The sequence below is a fragment of the Synechococcus sp. H55.7 genome, assembly GCF_047462395.1.
Classification (GTDB): domain Bacteria; phylum Cyanobacteriota; class Cyanobacteriia; order Thermostichales; family Thermostichaceae; genus Thermostichus.
Genome location: NZ_JANSJD010000009.1, coordinates 1 through 16,777, shown reverse-complemented (window position 1 = coordinate 16,777; position 16,777 = coordinate 1). Strand labels below are relative to the sequence as shown.

At 63.7% G+C, this 16,777-nt stretch carries 14 protein-coding genes; 11 read left to right on the top strand and 3 right to left on the bottom strand.

All coding sequences use genetic code 11. From position 1 onward, the window contains the following. Entirely contained in the window at positions 1 to 1,095 is a 1,095-nt protein-coding gene (sigC, locus tag NW851_RS05925; RefSeq protein WP_414332336.1) for an RNA polymerase sigma factor SigC, read from the bottom strand. Between the two features lie 567 nt (positions 1,096 to 1,662). Here sigC and NW851_RS05920 point away from each other — a divergent pair. Next, positions 1,663 to 2,208 carry a cofactor assembly of complex C subunit B gene (locus tag NW851_RS05920; protein ID WP_414332338.1) on the top strand — a complete coding sequence of 182 codons (546 nt, stop codon included), beginning with the start codon at positions 1,663 to 1,665 and terminating at the stop codon, positions 2,206 to 2,208. A 2-nt stretch (positions 2,209 to 2,210) separates the two neighbouring features. Here the strand turns inward: NW851_RS05920 and mutS are convergent, their stop codons facing one another. Beyond that, a complete protein-coding gene (gene mutS / locus NW851_RS05915) occupies positions 2,211 to 4,904 on the bottom strand; it encodes a DNA mismatch repair protein MutS (RefSeq protein ID WP_414337289.1) in 2,694 nt (897 codons plus the stop codon). 377 nt (positions 4,905 to 5,281) lie between these two features. On the opposite strand from mutS, the gene NW851_RS05910 reads away from it, so the two are divergent. The 5 genes from NW851_RS05910 to NW851_RS05890 are packed head-to-tail and all read left to right on the top strand — an operon-like array spanning position 5,282 to position 11,838. Continuing rightward, positions 5,282 to 6,325, top strand: coding sequence for a FecCD family ABC transporter permease (locus tag NW851_RS05910; RefSeq protein ID WP_414337288.1), 1,044 nt, complete (start codon positions 5,282 to 5,284; stop codon positions 6,323 to 6,325). Continuing rightward, complete coding sequence (locus tag NW851_RS05905) at positions 6,322 to 7,167, top strand: ABC transporter ATP-binding protein (RefSeq protein WP_414337287.1); 846 nt, start codon at positions 6,322 to 6,324, stop codon at positions 7,165 to 7,167. Before NW851_RS05910 ends, NW851_RS05905 begins: the two co-directional genes overlap by 4 nt. A gap of 35 nt (positions 7,168 to 7,202) precedes the next feature. Continuing rightward, positions 7,203 to 9,623: a TonB-dependent hemoglobin/transferrin/lactoferrin family receptor gene (locus NW851_RS05900; RefSeq protein WP_414337286.1), complete on the top strand. Its 2,421-nt coding sequence runs from the start codon at positions 7,203 to 7,205 to the stop codon at positions 9,621 to 9,623. A gap of 40 nt (positions 9,624 to 9,663) precedes the next feature. Then, a complete protein-coding gene (locus NW851_RS05895) occupies positions 9,664 to 10,953 on the top strand; it encodes an energy transducer TonB (RefSeq protein WP_414337285.1) in 1,290 nt (429 codons plus the stop codon). Positions 10,954 to 10,971: 18 nt separating this feature from the next. Further along, complete coding sequence (locus NW851_RS05890; RefSeq protein ID WP_414337284.1) at positions 10,972 to 11,838, top strand: ABC transporter substrate-binding protein; 867 nt, start codon at positions 10,972 to 10,974, stop codon at positions 11,836 to 11,838. Positions 11,839 to 11,904: 66 nt separating this feature from the next. Here the strand turns inward: NW851_RS05890 and NW851_RS05885 are convergent, their stop codons facing one another. Beyond that, complete coding sequence (locus NW851_RS05885; protein ID WP_414332352.1) at positions 11,905 to 12,315, bottom strand: hypothetical protein; 411 nt, start codon at positions 12,313 to 12,315, stop codon at positions 11,905 to 11,907. Between the two features lie 78 nt (positions 12,316 to 12,393). Here NW851_RS05885 and rppA point away from each other — a divergent pair, with 78 nt between their 5' ends. From rppA to recF, 5 genes are all read left to right on the top strand, one after another. Next, entirely contained in the window at positions 12,394 to 13,083 is a 690-nt protein-coding gene (rppA, locus tag NW851_RS05880; RefSeq protein WP_414332354.1) for a two-component system response regulator RppA, read from the top strand. Between the two features lie 21 nt (positions 13,084 to 13,104). Continuing rightward, positions 13,105 to 14,553 (top strand): sensor histidine kinase, encoded by a 1,449-nt coding sequence (locus NW851_RS05875; RefSeq protein ID WP_414337283.1) that lies wholly within the window; start codon positions 13,105 to 13,107, stop codon positions 14,551 to 14,553. A 66-nt stretch (positions 14,554 to 14,619) separates the two neighbouring features. Further along, positions 14,620 to 15,171 carry a hypothetical protein gene (locus tag NW851_RS05870; protein ID WP_414337282.1) on the top strand — a complete coding sequence of 184 codons (552 nt, stop codon included), beginning with the start codon at positions 14,620 to 14,622 and terminating at the stop codon, positions 15,169 to 15,171. Next, a complete protein-coding gene (locus tag NW851_RS05865) occupies positions 15,105 to 15,311 on the top strand; it encodes a hypothetical protein (RefSeq protein ID WP_414337281.1) in 207 nt (68 codons plus the stop codon). The genes NW851_RS05870 and NW851_RS05865 overlap by 67 nt, the downstream gene beginning before the upstream one ends. 128 nt (positions 15,312 to 15,439) lie before the next feature. Next, positions 15,440 to 16,606 carry a DNA replication/repair protein RecF gene (gene recF, locus NW851_RS05860; protein ID WP_414337280.1) on the top strand — a complete coding sequence of 389 codons (1,167 nt, stop codon included), beginning with the start codon at positions 15,440 to 15,442 and terminating at the stop codon, positions 16,604 to 16,606. Positions 16,607 to 16,777 lie beyond the last annotated feature (171 nt).

Genomic DNA, 16,777 nt, shown 5'->3' with positions numbered 1-16,777 from the left:
CTAGCTGATGGCTTCGAGGTAGTCTCGCACCCGGTTGCGCCGCTTCGGCTGCCGCAGTTTTTGCAGGGCTTTGGCCTCGATTTGCCGTACCCGCTCCCGCGACAGATCCAAGGCGCGACCAATTTCCGCCAGCGAGTAGGTGCGCCCATCTCCCAAGCCAAAGCGCATGCGGATCACATCCCGCTCGCGGCTGGTGAGATCCGCCAGCAACTGCTGCAGATCGCGATGCAGGGCCTCCCGCATCATCGTCTCTTCGGGGGAGATGTCGTCGGTTTCCAGCAGATCCCCCAGTTCGGTGTCTTTGTCTTTGCCCACCTTAGTTTCCAGAGAGACCGAGCGCGGCACCCGTACCAACAGCTCTCGTACTTGAGGCGGGGTCATCTCCAATTCGGAGGCAATATCTTCAATGGTGGGAGTGCGGCCTTTTTCTTGGGAGAGCTTGCGCTGCGCCTTCTTGATCTTGTTCAGTTTCTCGGTAATGTGGACGGGCAGGCGGATGGTGCGGCTCTGGGTGGCGATAGCGCGGGTGATGCCCTGCCGGATCCACCAGTAGGCGTAGGTGCTGAAGCGATAGCCCTTCTTGGGGTCGAACTTCTCCACCGCCCGCTCCAGGCCCAGCGTGCCCTCTTGGATCAAGTCCAGCAGCTCCAGGCCGCGATTTTGGTACTTCTTGGCCACCGACACCACCAGGCGCAGGTTGGCCTTGATCATGTGCTCTTTGGCACGATTGCCAGTCCGCTGGATCTGCTGCAGCTTTTCGGGGGTGAGGTTGGCCCACTCGGGGTATTGGTTGGCTTTGGCCACCCATTCGGCGGGAGTGGGATCCCGTCCCAGCTCCTTCTGCAGGCGCAGGCGTATGTCCAAGAGCTTCATGTAGTCTTGGACTTTTTGGGCCAGGGCCACCTCTTCATCGCGCCCCAAGAGGGGAACACGCCCGATCTCCTGCAGATAGAGGCGTACCAAGTCGGTGGAGCGACGAGTCGGCTCCTCTTCCAAAAACTCGCTTTCGGCCAGATCGACCTCTACCTCCTCCGGAGGATCGAGGAGATCGCCATCCAACAAAACATCGTTGAGTTCAGGTTCGTAGTTAGACATGTAGGGTGTTGCTGAAACAGCGATAGAGGCAGGCCGTCAAGTGGGCTGAGCAAGCAGTGGTGATGGCTGTAGAGCCGGTTGGGCTTAAGTATTCCCCAGTACCGAGGGCTTCGCGCTATCATCATCCAAACGGATGAAACACTGCCCTCAGCCCGACTTCATGCCCATACTTCACACAGAAAAGCTGAAGTGGTGGAGGGGTCACCCAATGGGCGGAGCGTGAGCCCCTTATCATAACTTAATTATAGTTGCATTTCTCGGCTTAAACGCATGAGATCCAGCGTAGAGCTCCCCCAGCTCAATTGCCACCGCTACTGCCGAAAAGCGCACTGCCCTCGGGACAGTCTCTGCCGGCGAAGCCGGCAACCCATCCATCCTCAAGGTCTAGAGGGTCTAAACTTGAGAAGCAATCTTTTAAGTCATCTGTTAAGTGATCGGATGAGCCGTTCCCGTTCACATATTCTATTCGGCTTGCTGGCGGAGAAGCTCCCCGAAAAGTTAGATTTACCGAACCTACTGACTCCTGGCAGGATGGGCGCTGCTCAGATGCTTGGGATCGCCTTTGCGATGCCAGACGCCACGCTGACCGGGGAAAGAGTTTCAATCTTGGCGCTGACGGTGCTGCTGGCCATCGGCTTATTCTTTTTTCTGCGAGCCTCTGGCAAAGACCGCGTTGAAGCTCGTCTCTATTTTAGCAGTCGCAGCCTGGAGGAAATGGGATCCCTTCTCCGAAAGCACCTGGAAGAGCGGGCCTATTGCTTGCAGTCTGCCGATGCGGAGGGGATCGCCACCTTTGCGGGGCAGGCGCGGGCCAGCACCGGGTTGGCCGTTTTTTTGACGGGGCTGGCGGGGGCGGGGCTGGCCTGTCTGGCTTTGGTGCTGCAGGTGCTGGAGCCGGACTGGGGAGCCTGGCCCTGGACACTGCTGTTGGTCTCTCCTTGGGCGGGCTGGTACTACTGGCGGCGCAGCCACCGCCCGGAGCAGATCCGCCTGAGGTTGCAAGCGGCGGACTCGCCCCCCGGATCCCTGCTGTGGGTGGAGGGGCACCGGGATGAGCTGGAGGTGCTGGCCATTACCTTGGGGCTGCAAGAACGGGATCTGGAGCGGGGATAGACCTAGAGCTCCTTGGGAAAGGGGGGAGCCGGGATCAAGGACAGTTGATCCCCAGCTGTGGCATCGCAGTCGGGGATCCCGCTGGAATGGGGTTCTTGCTTGGACTGTTTTTTGGGGTTGTTTGAAGAAGGGCGGCTTTTCCCTTGGTTGCGCAGGCCCAGGCCGATGCGGCTGTGTTGTTCCACCAGGGCCAGCACCTGTTGGGCCCGCTCGATCACCGGCTGGGGCAGGCCGGCCATGCGCCCCACCTCGATGCCGTAGGAGCGGTCGGCTCCCCCCGGCTGCACCTGGTGCAAAAAGATGATGCGATCCCGGAGCTCTTTGACCACCACCTGGAAGTTGGCCACGTTGGGCAGCAGCGTCTCCAGTTGGTTGAGCTCGTGGTAGTGGGTGGCAAAGATCGTGCGGGCGCGCACCTGGGTGGCCAGGTACTCCGCTACCGCCCAGGCAATAGAGAGGCCGTCAAAGGTGGCGGTGCCGCGGCCAATCTCGTCCAAGAGCACCAGGGAGCGCTCGCCGGCGTGGTTGAGGATGTTGGCCGTCTCGTTCATCTCCACCATGAAGGTGGACTGTCCCGTGGCCAGGTCATCCACGGCGCCGATGCGGGTAAACACGCGGTCGCACAGGCCCAGCTCCGCCCGCCGCGCCGGGACAAAGCTGCCCATCTGGGCCAGGATCTGGATCAGCCCAATCTGGCGCAAGTAGGTGGACTTGCCGGACATGTTGGGGCCGGTGAGGACGATGAGATCCGGGCCGTGGGGGGATCCCAGCCGCACCGAGTTGGGGGCAAACAGGCCCTGGGGCAAAGATTTCTCCACCACCGGGTGGCGACCCTCTTCGATGATTAAACGGCGATCTGCAGTGATCACCGGGCGGGTGTAGCCCTGCTGCACGGCCACCTCGGCTAGGCCAAACAGAGCATCGACGGCGGCCAGGGTCTGGGCCACCTGGCGGATGGCGGCAGCTTGGGATCCCGCCTCTTGGCGCAACTGCACAAACAGCTCGTACTCCCGCTGGTTGATGTCGGTTTGGGCGGTGAGGATGCGGGCTTCTTTTTCTTTGAGCTCGGGGGTGATGAAGCGCTCTTCGTTGGTTAGCGTCTGCTTGCGGATGTACTCCTTGGGCACCTGCTGCGCCTTGGCGCGGCTGATGCTGAGGTAGTAGCCAAAGGCCTTGTTGAAGCCCACTTTGAGGGTGGGGATGCCGGTGCGCTCGCGCTCGGTTTTCTCCAACTGGGCAATCCATTGGCGGTCTTGCTCCACCTGCTGCCGCAGCCTGTCCAGCTCAGCATCCACCCCAGGCCGGATCAGCCCCCCTTCGGTGAGAATGGGCGGGGGCGAGGGCAAGAGGGTGTGCTCGATGCGCCGGCCCAGGTCAACCAGAGCGGGATCCACCTGCTGCAGGCTCTGCAGGAGGGGAGTTTGGGCTTCGGCCACCAGCTCGGCCAGTTGGGGCAGTTTGCCCAGGGAGGATCCCAGGGCCACCAGCTCGCGCGGGTTGGCAGTGCCGGAGGCGACGCGGTTGGCCAGCCGCTCCAGATCGTAGAGAGAGTCCAGCAGGGATCCCAGGCGGGTGCGCAGGGAGGGGTTTTCCAAGAGCTCCTGGATGGTGTCCTGGCGAAGGCGGATTTGCTCTCGATCCCGCAAAGGCTGCAGCAGCCAGCGGCGCAGGGTGCGCCCGCCCATGGCGGTGCGGCTGTGATCCAAGACCCAGAGCAGGGATCCGACAAAGGCCCCCTCGCGGATGGTCTGGGTCAGCTCCAGGTTGCGGCGGGTCTGGGCGTCCAATATTAGGTAGTCGGTGAGCTGGTAGGTGCGGGGCGGGCGCAGAAGCGGATGGCCCCCTTGGGGAGAGGGCTGCACCAGATTCTTTTGCGTCTCTTCCAGATAGTGGAGCAATCCCCCTGCCGCCCGAATGGCCAGCGGCAGCCCCTCGCAGCCCAAGCCCTCCAGGGAGCGCAGGCCATAGGTCTGCAGTAGGTTGTCCCGCGCCACCGCTAGCTCAAAGGGCTCCGCCGGGCGCAGGGTACAGGCGTACTGGCCGGGTAGGCCCAGGGGGGCTTGGGGATCCCCAGGCCGCATCAGGCCCAGGCCCAGCCCCTCTTCGGTGGGCAGCAGGATCTCCGCCGGCTGCAGCCGGGCCAGCTCCTGTTCTAGCTGCTCTTGCCCCTCACTCTGGCAGACCCAGAACTCGCCGGTGGAAATGTCGGCATAGGCCAGGCCCCAGGCGGTTTGCTTGGAGCCTCGCAGGCGGACAATGGCCGCCAGGTAGTTGTTTTGCCGCGCCTGCAGCAGCTCCTCCTCGATGACCGTGCCGGGGGTGATCACCCGCGTCACTTCCCGCCGCACCAAGCCTTTGGCTTGATCCGCCGGCTCCATCTGGTCGCAGACGGCCAGGGCATACCCTTTGGCCACCAACTGGGCGGCATAGCGGTCAAAGGCGTGGTAAGGGATCCCGCACATGGGCACCCGCCCGATGGCCCCCGCCTCTCGCCCGGTGAGCACCAGCTCCAGCTCCCGCGACACCAGTTGCGCGTCCTGGAAAAACATCTCGTAGAAATCCCCCAGGCGGTAGAGCAGGATGGCGTGCGGGTATTGCCGCTTTAGCTCTACGTAGTGCTGCATCATGGGGGTGAGCAGGGCGGGATCCACCTGCAGGGCATCCCAGGTGGGCTCAGGGGCAGCGGAAGAAGTCATAGCGCCAATACTTCAAGACGGCTCTGTCCAACCCAAGCTAGCCGGCTTCGGCCATTTTATTGGGGATCTTCCCCCTCTCCTTGGGCAGCTCAGTGAAGGCAGACTTTGGTTTCGGGGAACAAGCCGGCCTAGGCGGCTGGGAGTGCCGATCCATCTCCCCTTGGCTCAAAGGGGGTCGAAGACTTATTAAAACTAACTTGCAATAGCTAAGAAAGCCTGTTATTCTGACAGCTACGTTTTTATTGAATCTAAGTCTCAACAAGCTAAGAAGCTCGGCAGGTTAGGGCTGCGCCGAGGTGGGTCTGGGTGCGCTGGCGAGCCGGCTGGGGCTGTCTTGTCTTGGGGATCTCCCCCTCTTAAAGGTCCAGAGGTTTGCGATGTTGGCCAAGCAAGAGCGTCTGTCATCAGGAGTTGACCCGGAGAGCCGCTGGGGGCAGACCAGGCGGATCCGCTCGCCGGTCGGCTTGATGGTTTTGCTACTGGGTGTCATCCTCTTGCTGCTTTGGATCTCAATTGCCTTGGGATCCGTTCCCATAACTTTTTCGGAGCTGTGGCAGGCCCTGTGGGGGCAAGGGGATCCGATCCGGCAGACCATTGTCTGGCAGTTGCGGCTGCCGCGGGCGCTTTTGGCCCAGTTGCTAGGGGCAGCCTTGGGGATGGCGGGGGCCCTGTTGCAGGGGATGTTGGGCAATGGGCTGGCGGATCCCTACCTGCTGGGCATCTCGGCGGGGGCGGGCCTGGCGGCCGTAGCGCTGCTCACCTGGGGGGAGTGGACGGCTTGGGTGCCCTTGGCAGCTTGGGTGGGCGGCGTGCTGACTACGGTGTTGGTGTATGGGCTGGCGCGCACCCGCTCCGGGCTGGCGGTGGAACGGCTGATCCTGGCGGGAGTGGCTGTCAGCGCCCTCTTTGGGGCGATCAGCTCTGCTTTGTTGCTCCTGGCCGATGAGCGGGTCCAGGTGGCCCTGACGTGGTTGATCGGCAGCCTGAGCGGGCGGGGTTGGCCGGAGGTGCGGGTGGCCGGGGTGTATATCCTGGTCGGGCTGGGGCTGGGCTGGGCGCAGGCGCGGGCTTTGAACCTGCTGGGCCTAGGAGAAGAGATGGCGGTGAGCTTGGGGATCCCGTTGGTGCGGACGCGGGTGACCATCGGCTTGGTGGCGGCTTTGTTGGCGGCGGCAGTCGTCAGCGTGGGGGGGTTGATCGGCTTTGTGGGGTTGGTGGTGCCCCACATGGTGCGCCAGGGGGTGGGATCGGATCACCGCTGGCTGTTGCCCCTTTCTGCCTTGGCGGGGGCGGCTCTGTTAAGCGGCGCCGATCTCCTCGCCCGGCTGGGGGCTGTAGAGCTGCCGGTGGGGATCGTCACGGCGTTGATGGGGGCGCCGTTTTTCGGCTGGCTGCTGCGGCAGCAGGAGGCGGGGCAATGAGGGCGGGCCGGCCGATTTTGCAGGCCGAGGCGCTGAGCGGGGGCTATGGCTCGCATCAGGTGATCCGGCAGGTGAGCTTCAGCCTGCAGGCGGGGGACTGGCTGAGCATTGTCGGCCCCAATGGCTCAGGCAAATCGACCCTGCTGCGGCTACTCAGCCGAGTGTTGGTTCCGCAGGCGGGGCGCGTACTTTTGGACGGTCGGGATCTGCACACCCAGCTCAGCCCGCAACAGGTGGCGCGGCAGTTGGCCCTTTTGCCCCAGCAGCCGCGGATCCCGACAGGGCTGACGGTGCGGCAACTGGTGAGCTTGGGGCGTTCTCCTCACCAGCCCTGGTGGGCGTGGCAGTTGCCGCGGGCAGATCGGCAGCGGGTGGAATGGGCGCTGGAGCAGACGGGACTGGGATCCCTGGCCCTGCGGCGGGTGAAAACGCTCTCCGGCGGCGAGCGGCAACGGGCCTTTCTGGCGCTAGCCCTGGTGCAGGAGCCGCAGGTGCTGCTGTTGGACGAGCCCACCACGTTTTTGGATCTGCGCCACCAACTGGAGCTGCTGGAGCTGTTGCGACGGCTGCAGCAGGAGCAGGGGCTGACGGTGGTTAGCGTGCTGCACGATCTAAACCTGGCCATTCGCTACAGCCGGCGGGTGGCTCTGCTGGGATCCGGCCAGTTGCAGGCCCTGGGATCCCCGCAGGCGGCCTTGACTGCTGAGAGGGTGCGGCAGGTGTTTGGCCTAGAGGTGGAGTGGATCCCAACGCCGGTGGGGCTCCAGCTTTGCCCCTTGCGCAGCGCAGACCCGGCAAGGCCCCTCTGGCTGGGAGGAAAGGGTGTTGAGGCGAAGGTTTGACTTGTTTCTGGTGGTTTTTGGGAGAGTGAGAAGTTATGCGAGTAACCGGCTGTGGCTGGAAGGCAGTGAGTTTGGGGCTGTGTCTGGGGCTGAGTTGGGGATCCCCGGCCCAGGCACAACCCGCGGCTCGGATTCCTGAGACTCCTTTGCTGGCCCAGGCCACCCCTCGGGGGGCCACCACCATCCAAGAGCAGATTCGCGAGCTAGAAGCCCAGATCGAAGCTGCCCGTCGGCGGGGGGATCAGGCGGAAGTGGAGCGGCTGCAAGCGGATCTGCAGGTGTTGCAGCAGGGCACCCCTGTCTTCAGCCTGCAGCAGGTTACAGTCACCGGCACCCGCACGGAGCGCACCCTGGCCGACTCGCCGGCCAGCATCACCGTCATCGACCGGGAGCGCCTGCGGCGGGAGCTCATCCAGAACATCCAGGATCTGGTGCGCTACGAGCCGGGGGTGAGCGTGCGGCGAAATGTCCGCTATGGACTGCAAGACTTCAACATCCGCGGCCTTGACGCCAACCGGGTGCTGATCCAAGTGGACGGGATCCGACAGCCGGAGCGGTTTTCTTTTGGCCCCTTCAACATCGGGCGGGACACCTTTGAGCTGGAGACCCTGAAGACGGTGGAGATCATCCGCGGCCCTGCTTCCACCCTCTACGGCAGCGATGCCCTGGGGGGCGTGGTAACCTACACTACTCTAGATCCAGTGGATCTGCTGGGGGAACGGGACAGCCATGTGGGCCTCTCCAGCCAGTACGACAGCAAAAACCAAGGCTTTGTCAACACCCTCAGCTTGGCGGGCCGCCAGGGGAACCTGGAAGCCCTGCTCATCTACACCCGCCGCGACGCCAGGGAGCCGGATATCAAGGCGGATCCCAGTTTCAAAGATCGGCAAACGGTGGAGGGGGACAACGTTTTGGCCAAGCTGGTTTACCGCTTCAGCCCCTTGGAAAGCCTCACCTTGACCGGCGAGTACTTCAACAGCCGCACCACCACCACGTTCTCGCGGCGCAACCTGGATCCCGCCGTCAGCTTATTTAGGGAAACCATCGACACCGAGCGCAGCCGCCTCAGTTTGGAGTATCGCTACGCCAACCCAGAGAATCCCGCTTTTGAGCTGGCCACTGTCCAGATCTACTACCAGCCCGCCCGCACCCGCGAGCCCAGTGTAGAGGAGCGCACCCTCACGGTGCAAGGCCGACCCGTACCGGTGCGGCGGGATACCTTCAACGAGCTGGTCAGCAACATTTTGGGAGCCAGCCTGCAGGCCCAAAGCCGCTTCCAAGCCGGGGATCTCTCCCACCGCCTGGTGTATGGGATGGAGATCTCCACCACCCGCAACGAGCGACCTCGCAACCGTTTTCAGACCAATCTGCAAACTGGAGCAGTAACCCAAAACATACCCCCAGATACCTTTCCCACCAAAGATTTTCCCGACTCGGACACCGTGCGCTTTGGGCTGTATGTGCAGGATGAGATCGACTTTGGCGGCGGCAACTTGACTCTGATCCCCGGCATCCGCTACGACACCTACAACCTCACCCCCAGCCCCGATGAAGCTTTCTTGAAAAGCGGGTCAGAAGCGGCCAGCCTCTTTGCCGATGCCGTCTCCCCCAAGCTGGGCCTAGTGTGGAGGATTAACCCCAACCTCACCTTTACGGCCCAGTACAACACCGGCTTTCGCGCTCCCCAATACAACGAGATCAACAGCGGCTTTACCAACCTGGTCAGCCCGGTTTTCCGCTATCGCACCCTCTCCAACCCCAACTTGCGCCCGGAAACCAGCCAGGGCTTTGAAGTGGGTTTGCGAGGGATCTACCCGCAGGCCAGCTTCAGCTTGGCGGCCTACTACAACACCTACAACGACTTTATCGAGGCATTCCGGGAGGTGGGATCCGAGCCCTCACCCCCCGGCCCCCCCGGTAGCCCGCCGCCCCCGCCGGTCATCCTGTTCCAGAGCCAAAACATCAGCCGCGCCCGTATCTATGGCGTAGAGGCGACAGGACAATATTTCTTTAGCCCCGACCTAACCGGTTGGAGCCTAAACGGCAGCTTTGCCTGGGCGGTGGGGGACAATCTTACAGAAAACAAGCCCCTGCTTTCAATCGAGCCGCTGACGGCGGTGCTGGGGCTGCACTACGACGATCCCAGCCAGGTATGGGGGGCGAGGTTGGTGGCCACGCTGGTGGCGGATCCGCGGGATCCGCAGCGGGAGGTGGTGCGACCCAACCCCAACGCTCCCCCGCAGATTCCCTTTGTGCCCAGCGGCTATACGGTGGTGGATCTGCTGGGCTACTACAACCTAGACGACAACTGGCAGCTCAATTTCGGGGTGTTCAACCTCTTCGACGAGCGGTATTTTCTCTACTCCGAAACCCGCACCCTCTTTGTTGGCCCTGAAGTGGAGCGGCGGGCCCAGCCGGGGCGCCATGTGGCCCTCAGCTTCTCCAGCCGCTTCTAGGACTCCCCGCCAGACGTGCCCATCGAGATAGCCCCGAGCCATGCTCGCCAAACCCCCCACTCGCACCGACCGGGGATCCGCTTCTTTGCAGAGGGGCTCCCACCCTCGGCTTTTGTGGCGCCTGCAGATGGGGTATTGGCAGCAGGCAGGCATGGCCTACGGGGTGGGTCTGGCCTGGCTGGAGCTGGGGCTGTGGGGGGTGGCGCGGGGCCAGAGCTCTGAGGGGCTGCGCTGGATTGGCTGGGGGGAGAAGCTGCTCAGGGCGGCCCTGCTGGCGGGCTATTGCTCCCTTGCTCTCTCGGTTGCCTGCACCTCGCTGGAGGATCTCCCTGAATTGCCTGGGCAAAGTCGGGAGCTCCGCCCGCTGCGCTGGGAGACTTTGCTCTCGCTGCTTTTGCATCTGTTGGGGCTGCTGGGGTGGGGATCCCGACCTCTGAGAGAACCCGAAGTGCGGATCCCGGTCACGCTGTGGCTGGAGGATCCCCCGCCGGCCCAGCTTGAGGCGGCTGCAGAATCAGCTCTGCCTGACCCAGCGGAGGAGCCGACCCAGCCGGCCTCGGAATCCCCCCCTGCGGCTGCCCCACTCCCGCCCGATCCTGCACCCCAGCAGATTCAAGCTTCTTCACTGACAACTTTGCCAACGCCGCCCCCCACGCCTGTTCCCACGGCGAAGCTGGGGCCGACCCCTACACCCACGCCGATGGCCGCCCCAACCCCTCCGCCGCCCTCGCCAACACCGACGGTCACCCCCTCACCGCAGCAGCCCCCTCCAACTCCGGTGGCTACCCCCACGGCCGCACCTGTGACCAACAGGCCGCCCTCTGGGGCTGCTACGAGCGCTCCCATTCCCCGCTTCACCCCCCTCATCCAAGGGATCCGTTCGGGTGGCGGGGGCACTGCCGGGAGCAAGGGATCCGAATCCAGCGCTCCTGGGAGGGGTGTCGTTGCTGGCCTCGGTGGATCCCAGGCGCAGGGGTCTGCGCCGACAGCAGGAGAAGGGGCTGGGGAGGCTTCCACTCCTACCTCCTCGCCTGCAGCAGTGGCTGCCAATCCGGACATCCTGGCCCGCCCCATTCCGGGTCGCAACCCGCCGCCACAGTACCCTCCCCAAGCCCGCCGCCTCGGCCAGCAAGGCCAAGTGCTGTTGCGGGCCAGGGTGGATGCCCAAGGGCAGGTGCAGCAGGTGGAGATCCTCTCTTCCAGCGGCTTCCCGGCCCTGGACAGGGCCGCACAAGAGGCGGTGCAACGCTGGCAATTTAGCCCCGCCTTGAGGAACAACACCCCGATTGAGTCGTGGGTAACGGTGCCGATTCAATTTACCCTCAATTGACTGTTTTGGAGATTGTCCATGCCGTCTTCTCTTTCTCGCCGTCAACTTTTTGTCCTTGGCCTGGCCAGCCTGGGGGTCTGGGGGATGGGTCGCCAGGCCCAAAGCCAGATCCCGCCAGCTCCGGTTCGGCGAGTGGCCAGCCTCACCTCCTTGACCGCCGATATTCTCTATCGCCTGGCCCCGGACAAACTGGTGGGGATCCCGGCCGGGCGCTTGTTGGAGGCGGATCCCCGCTTTCAGGGCATAACTCGGCTGGGGCTGGGCAACCAACCTAACCTGGAGCCAATCGTGGCCCTGCAACCGGACTGGGTGGTGGGGGCCAGTGGCTTGCACACGGCTCTGGCAGAACGATTGCAGGCATTGGGGATCCCCACCTATCTCACGCAGGTGGACAGTTGGGCTGCCCTGGAAGCAACCATCGCCACTCTGGCTGCGGCTGTGGGAGTGGATCCGGATCCCTTGCTGCGGGAGTACGGATCGCTTTTGCCCCAGGGGCTGCCCCCGGTTCGCCCCAAAACCCTGCTTTTGGTCGGCACCCAGCCGATTCTTGCTCCCAACCGGCAAAGCTGGGCCGGGGATCTGCTGGAGCGCTTTGGCGCCGACAACCTAACGGCTGCCCTGCAAAGCCAAGGGCAATTTCGCGGCTATGTCACCCTTGCGGCAGAGCGCATCCTGGAAGCCAACCCCGAGGTTTTGTTGGTGGTCAACCCGGAGGCGGCGGATCCCTTGGCGTTTTTCCGTGCCCGCCCCTTTTGGAACCAGTTGAAAGCCGTTCAAACCCAGAGGGTCTATGGATTTGACTACTACGGCTTGGTCAACCCCGGCAACCTAGAGAAAATTAGAGCGGCCTGCGAGCAGTTGGCCCGCGTTTTTTTGGAGGGCTGACCCAAGGGAACGCGGGAGATGGCCTTTTTGCTTGAAAAATTAAAAAATTATTGTTGAAATACCTTTCTAGTCCAAGCTGTAGCGGGTGAGGCGCTGCACCTGATCGGAGCTGAGGCCCAGCTCTTGGGCAATCTGGGCAGCCACCCGATTCGGATCCAGCTCCGGAAATTCAAATTCCAGCTTGCGCAAATGGGGATTGGTGGTCGTCACCTCCACCTTAGTGTAGCCACGGGAGCGGCGGATCTCCGCTTGGATGGAGAGAATATCCAGGGTTAGGATGGCTTGCTGCTGGCTGCGAATGGCCAAAGGCTGCGCCTGCGGGCGGGGACGGCTCAGCACTTGGCCGGTCACCCATTCTCCACCCACCCCAAACAGGATCCCGGCCAGGGGCAAGACCAGCCAGAAGTCGGCCCCCAAGCTGGGCCAGAGCGCTCCGCGCCGCTTACGCGACTGAAGAAGCTTGAAGAGGTTCGCCATGCTTTGAGGGATCCGGGAAACAGCTTTTCTCCGCCATCCTAGCCTGGCAGAGTGGGATCGGTGGGTAGCAAGCGGGACATGCGCATTTTGTTGGTGGAAGACGACCCGGAGCAGTTGGAGCCTTTGCAGGCTGCTTTGGCCAAGTGCGGCCATGTGGTGGACTGCGCCAGCGAAGGGGAGACGGCCGCTTGGCTGATGGAGGAGAAAGCCTACGATCTCCTCATCTTGGATTGGATGCTGCCAGGATCCAGTGGGATCCAACTCTGTCGACAGTACCGCCGCTTGGGGGGATGCGCACCGGTGCTGATGTTAACCGCCAAGGATGCCACATCGGACATCGTGCAGGGGTTGGATGCGGGGGCAGACGACTACCTGGTCAAGCCGGTGGATCTCCTAGAGCTGCTGGCGCGGGTGCGGGCGTTGGGGCGCCGTTCCCCCCAATGGCAAGGCGACAGCCTCAGCCTCGGATCCTTGCAGTTGCATCTGGCCAGCCTCATCCTGGAGCGGCAGGGGCGGCAAGTGCAGCTTTCGGGCAAAGAGTTTCAGTTGATGGAATACCTGATGCGCCATCCCAACCAGGTGCTCAGTCGCGGCCAGATCGAACAGGCGGTGTGGGAGTGGGGCTGTGAGCCGGAAAGCAATGCCGTGGCGGCGCTGGTGCGGCGGTTGCGGTTACGGTTAAAGGAGGTGGAGGCCCAGGATTGGCTGGAGTCGGTGTATGGCCAGGGGTACCGGCTGCGCATCCCCTCCCCGGCAGCAGACCCATAGAAGCAGTTCCTTAGGGGTGGCATGGAGGCCAAAAGAGCCGGGCCAAAGCATTCTCTCCCGCGGCTGGGCTGGGACTGGGCTTCTCTGAGGCCAACTCTTCAGCAGCACCTGAGCCGGAAAGCCGCGACAGAAGAGGCAGGGCTGTTTCAGCACAGCCGCCGTCGCTTGGCCCGCAGCTTTGCCGGGGTGATGGGCGGGATCCTGGTGGTGTTTGCCGCCCTCTTTTACCGCTTGGAAGTGGAGAACCGGTTGCAGGCTTTTGACGAGGAGCTGCAGGGTCAAGCCCGGATTATGGCAGCCGCCATCAAGTACGAGCTGCGCCAGGGGCAGTGGCGGCTGGTCTTGAACGAAGTGCCTTTCTTGGGGAGCAAAACCCAGCCCCTCGAGCATCACCTGGCCTACGTGCGCTGGTTCGATGCCGCCGAGCCCGGTGGGGCAGAGCCGCTGGGATCCCTGCGCCAATACACGGGATCCCCCCCTCCGCTGGAGCTGTTGGCTGGCTCTCCCCACCACCTGTCCTTGGGGTTTGAGACGGTGGCGGAGGAAGGGGGCAGGCTGCTGCGCCAGCTCACCCTGCCGGTGCAACAGGAGGAGCAGATCCTGGGCTACTTGCAACTGGCGGTGCCCCTGGAGCCGCTGCAACTGAGCTTGGGCCGGCTGCGCTGGGGGCTGGGGATCGGGATCCCGCTGACGCTGGGGTTGATCGGCGGGGCCGGCTGGATCTTGGGGGGGCTGGCCATGCAGCCGATTCGCCGCTCCTACGAGCAGTTGCAGCGCTTTACCGCCGATGCTGCCCACGAGTTGCGCGCCCCCCTGGCCGCCCTGATGAGCAATGCCCAGATGGCTCTGCTTGCCCCGGAAGAAGCACAACCCCGTTTGGAAAAAGTGGTGAGCAGCGCCCGCCGCCTCAGCGGGTTAATCGATACGTTGCTGCAGTTGGCCCGCCAGCAGGGATCCCTGCCTTGGGAGGATCTGCCCCTGGTGGATTTGCGGGAGCTGGTGCAGGAGCTGGGCGAACAATACCGGCCCCAAGCGGAGTCCCTGGGGCTTCGCTGGCAATGCGACCTGCCGGGGCCTGCTGGGAAATGGCGGGTGCGCGGGGAAGCGGCTCTGCTGCGGCAGGCGGTTGAAAACCTGCTGCGCAATGCCCTGCAGTACACCCCCGCCGGCGGCACGGTGCAACTGAGCCTGGAAAGCCGGCACCATTGCGTTTGCATCCACGTGAGGGACACGGGCCTCGGCATCCCGCCTGAGCACTTGCCCCACCTGTTCGAGCGGTTTTACCGGGTGGACACGGCCCGCGCCCGCCATACAGGGGGATTTGGGCTGGGCCTGGCCTTGGCCCACCAGATCGTCACCGCCCATCGGGGATCCCTGCGGGTGGCCAGCCAAGTGGGAGAGGGGTCGGTGTTTACAGTGGAGCTGCCCTTGTCATCTTCACGTCATTTTCTTTCGCCATCCTCAGGATAGGCCGCAAGGGAAAGCCCACTGAGCCAACCCCAAACCGGCTTGTCCTGTCGATTGGAGTTTGTAACCATGACGATTCGTGCTTCCTTCACCGGTGCCCTCGGCTGTTCCCTGCCGATTTTGCTGCTCCTCACTCCCCTGGTGCTGGGATCCCCGGCGCAAGCCCAGCGGGGCCGCCGCCCGGCTCTTGGAACCGCAGCCCCCGTGCCAATGCAGCCGAGTTGGCAGAGCCCGCGGGAGCTGGAGCGGGCCAGCCACGACCTGGCCAAAGCCCAGCGGCACCTGGCGGAAGCCAGCTTCTTCGCCCAGCGGGGATCCTCTCCGGAAGCCGCCCGTCTCCTGGAGCTGAGCCGCCAGAGCTTGGCCGAGGCCCAGAACGCTCTGCAAAGGGGGAATGTCTTCGCCGTCCGCGAGCAGGCCAAAGCGGCGGAAAACTTGGCCAAAGCCGCCAAGGCGCTCTACGAAGCGGAGTTGGCTTTGGGAGCCGTCCTGGCCGTTCCTTCTTCGAGGCCCCCTTGCGCGCCCAAGAGTCCCTCAGCCGGCTGCAGGCGGAGATGGCCTTCGCCAACATCACCGCCGGCCCTGTGGCCGAGCTGCAGCAGCAAGCCCAGCAGTTGTTGAGCAGGGTCAATACCGATCCGGGCAGCTACACCTTCGCCGACTACAGCCGCAGCAAGGCTGCCCACCACTCGGCCCGCGCTGCGTTGCATCTGTTGGCGGCAGAGCGCCTGAGCGGTTTGGGATCCCTGGGCAGCCTCTAAGCGCCCCCTGGTTGAGGCAGCCCGCTCTCTTCTCCTAACCCTGCAGCAGTTGCGTTAGAGTGAAGGCCCCCGCCGCGGGGGCCGTTCTTGTTCCCAGAAATCCAGAGTCAATAGCCCACCCTCGTCGAGTGTACCTGCGTTTTCTGCACCTGTGGCACTTCCGCAACTACCGGGATCAGGGGATCCCCTTCGAGGCGCCCAAGACCATCCTGGTGGGGGAGAACGCCCAGGGCAAGACCAACCTTTTGGAGGCAGTGGAGCTCTTGGCCACCTTGCGCTCGCGGCGGGCCAGCCGGGATCGGGAGCTGGTGCAGCAGGGGGAAGAGAGGGCGCGGATTGCCGCCACCGTGGAACGGCTGGGGGTGGCCCACGAGCTGGCAATGGAGCTGCGCAGCCAGGGGGGGCGATCCCTGAGGGTTAACGGCCAGGTGCTACGGCGACAATCTGACTTTTTGGGGCAGGTGAGTGCCGTGGTGTTCTCCAGCCTGGATCTGGAGCTGGTGCGAGGGGGGCCAGAGGCGCGACGCCATTGGCTAGACGGGGTGTTAATCCAACTGGAGCCTGTTTATGCCGACTTGGTGGAGCAGTATCGCCAGATCCTCAAGCAGCGCAATGCCCTCTTGAAGCAGGATCCCAAGGATTCCATCCCGCCGACGCAAGGAGCCGCCAGCAACAAAGCTTCTCAGATGGCCTTCTGGGACGCACAACTGGCCACCAGCGGCAGTCGTATCGTGCGCCGTCGCGCCCGGCTGTTGCAGCGGCTAGAACCCCTGGCCGCCCGCTGGCACCAAACCATCAGCGGCGGACGGGAGACCCTCAACCTCACCTATCGCCCCCAGGTGCCCCTGCCGGATCCCCAGGCCGATCCCGCGGCGGTTCAGGCCCAATTCTTGGCAGAGATCCGCGCCAAGGCTGCTGCCGAACAGGCCCTGGGCACTTCCCTGGTCGGCCCCCACCGGGACGAGGTGGAGCTGAGCCTCGACGGACGGCTGGCTCGTGCCTACGGATCCCAGGGGCAGCAGCGCACCTTGGTCTTGGCCCTCAAACTGGCGGAGCTGGAGCTGATTGAGCAGGTGAAGGGGGATCCGCCCTTGCTGCTGTTGGACGACGTGCTGGCGGAGCTGGATCTGCACCGCCAAAACCAGCTCTTAGGGGCCATTCAAGAGCGGGTGCAAACTTTGGTTACCACCACCCACCTAGGATCCTTTGACACCGCTTGGCTTAAGGGAGCGCAAATCCTTCACGTGCACCAGGGGCAGATCTCTCCCTCCCCCGCCTCACTCCCCTTGGCTTAAAGCAAGTCAATCCCCCAGCATACTCCCCTCTCCCTCTGGGAGAGGGGCCGGGGGGGAGGGCTGGGAGAGGGGCCGGGGGTGAGGGCGGGTCGGCGGCAAAGTGTCTTAGTCTTGTTTGAAACGACTCTATCTTCCTCCGTGCCGGTTAACTTCAGGACAACCTTCGCGTGG

Bases quoted from the DNA above. Each gene is read 5' to 3' on its own strand.
- mutS (WP_414337289.1), bottom strand. From the start codon at position 4,904: ATGACTTCTTCCGCTGCCCCTGAGCCCACCTGGGATGCCCTGCAGGTG.
- NW851_RS05885 (WP_414332352.1), bottom strand. From the start codon at position 12,315: ATGGCGAACCTCTTCAAGCTTCTTCAGTCGCGTAAGCGGCGCGGAGCG.
- NW851_RS05900 (WP_414337286.1), top strand. From the start codon at position 7,203: ATGCGAGTAACCGGCTGTGGCTGGAAGGCAGTGAGTTTGGGGCTGTGT.
- NW851_RS05920 (WP_414332338.1), top strand. From the start codon at position 1,663: ATGCCAGACGCCACGCTGACCGGGGAAAGAGTTTCAATCTTGGCGCTG.
- NW851_RS05910 (WP_414337288.1), top strand. From the start codon at position 5,282: ATGTTGGCCAAGCAAGAGCGTCTGTCATCAGGAGTTGACCCGGAGAGC.
- NW851_RS05890 (WP_414337284.1), top strand. From the start codon at position 10,972: ATGCCGTCTTCTCTTTCTCGCCGTCAACTTTTTGTCCTTGGCCTGGCC.
- NW851_RS05875 (WP_414337283.1), top strand. From the start codon at position 13,105: ATGGAGGCCAAAAGAGCCGGGCCAAAGCATTCTCTCCCGCGGCTGGGC.
- rppA (WP_414332354.1), top strand. From the start codon at position 12,394: ATGCGCATTTTGTTGGTGGAAGACGACCCGGAGCAGTTGGAGCCTTTG.
- NW851_RS05905 (WP_414337287.1), top strand. From the start codon at position 6,322: ATGAGGGCGGGCCGGCCGATTTTGCAGGCCGAGGCGCTGAGCGGGGGC.
- NW851_RS05870 (WP_414337282.1), top strand. From the start codon at position 14,620: ATGACGATTCGTGCTTCCTTCACCGGTGCCCTCGGCTGTTCCCTGCCG.
- sigC (WP_414332336.1), bottom strand. From the start codon at position 1,095: ATGTCTAACTACGAACCTGAACTCAACGATGTTTTGTTGGATGGCGAT.
- NW851_RS05895 (WP_414337285.1), top strand. From the start codon at position 9,664: ATGCTCGCCAAACCCCCCACTCGCACCGACCGGGGATCCGCTTCTTTG.
- NW851_RS05865 (WP_414337281.1), top strand. From the start codon at position 15,105: ATGGCCTTCGCCAACATCACCGCCGGCCCTGTGGCCGAGCTGCAGCAG.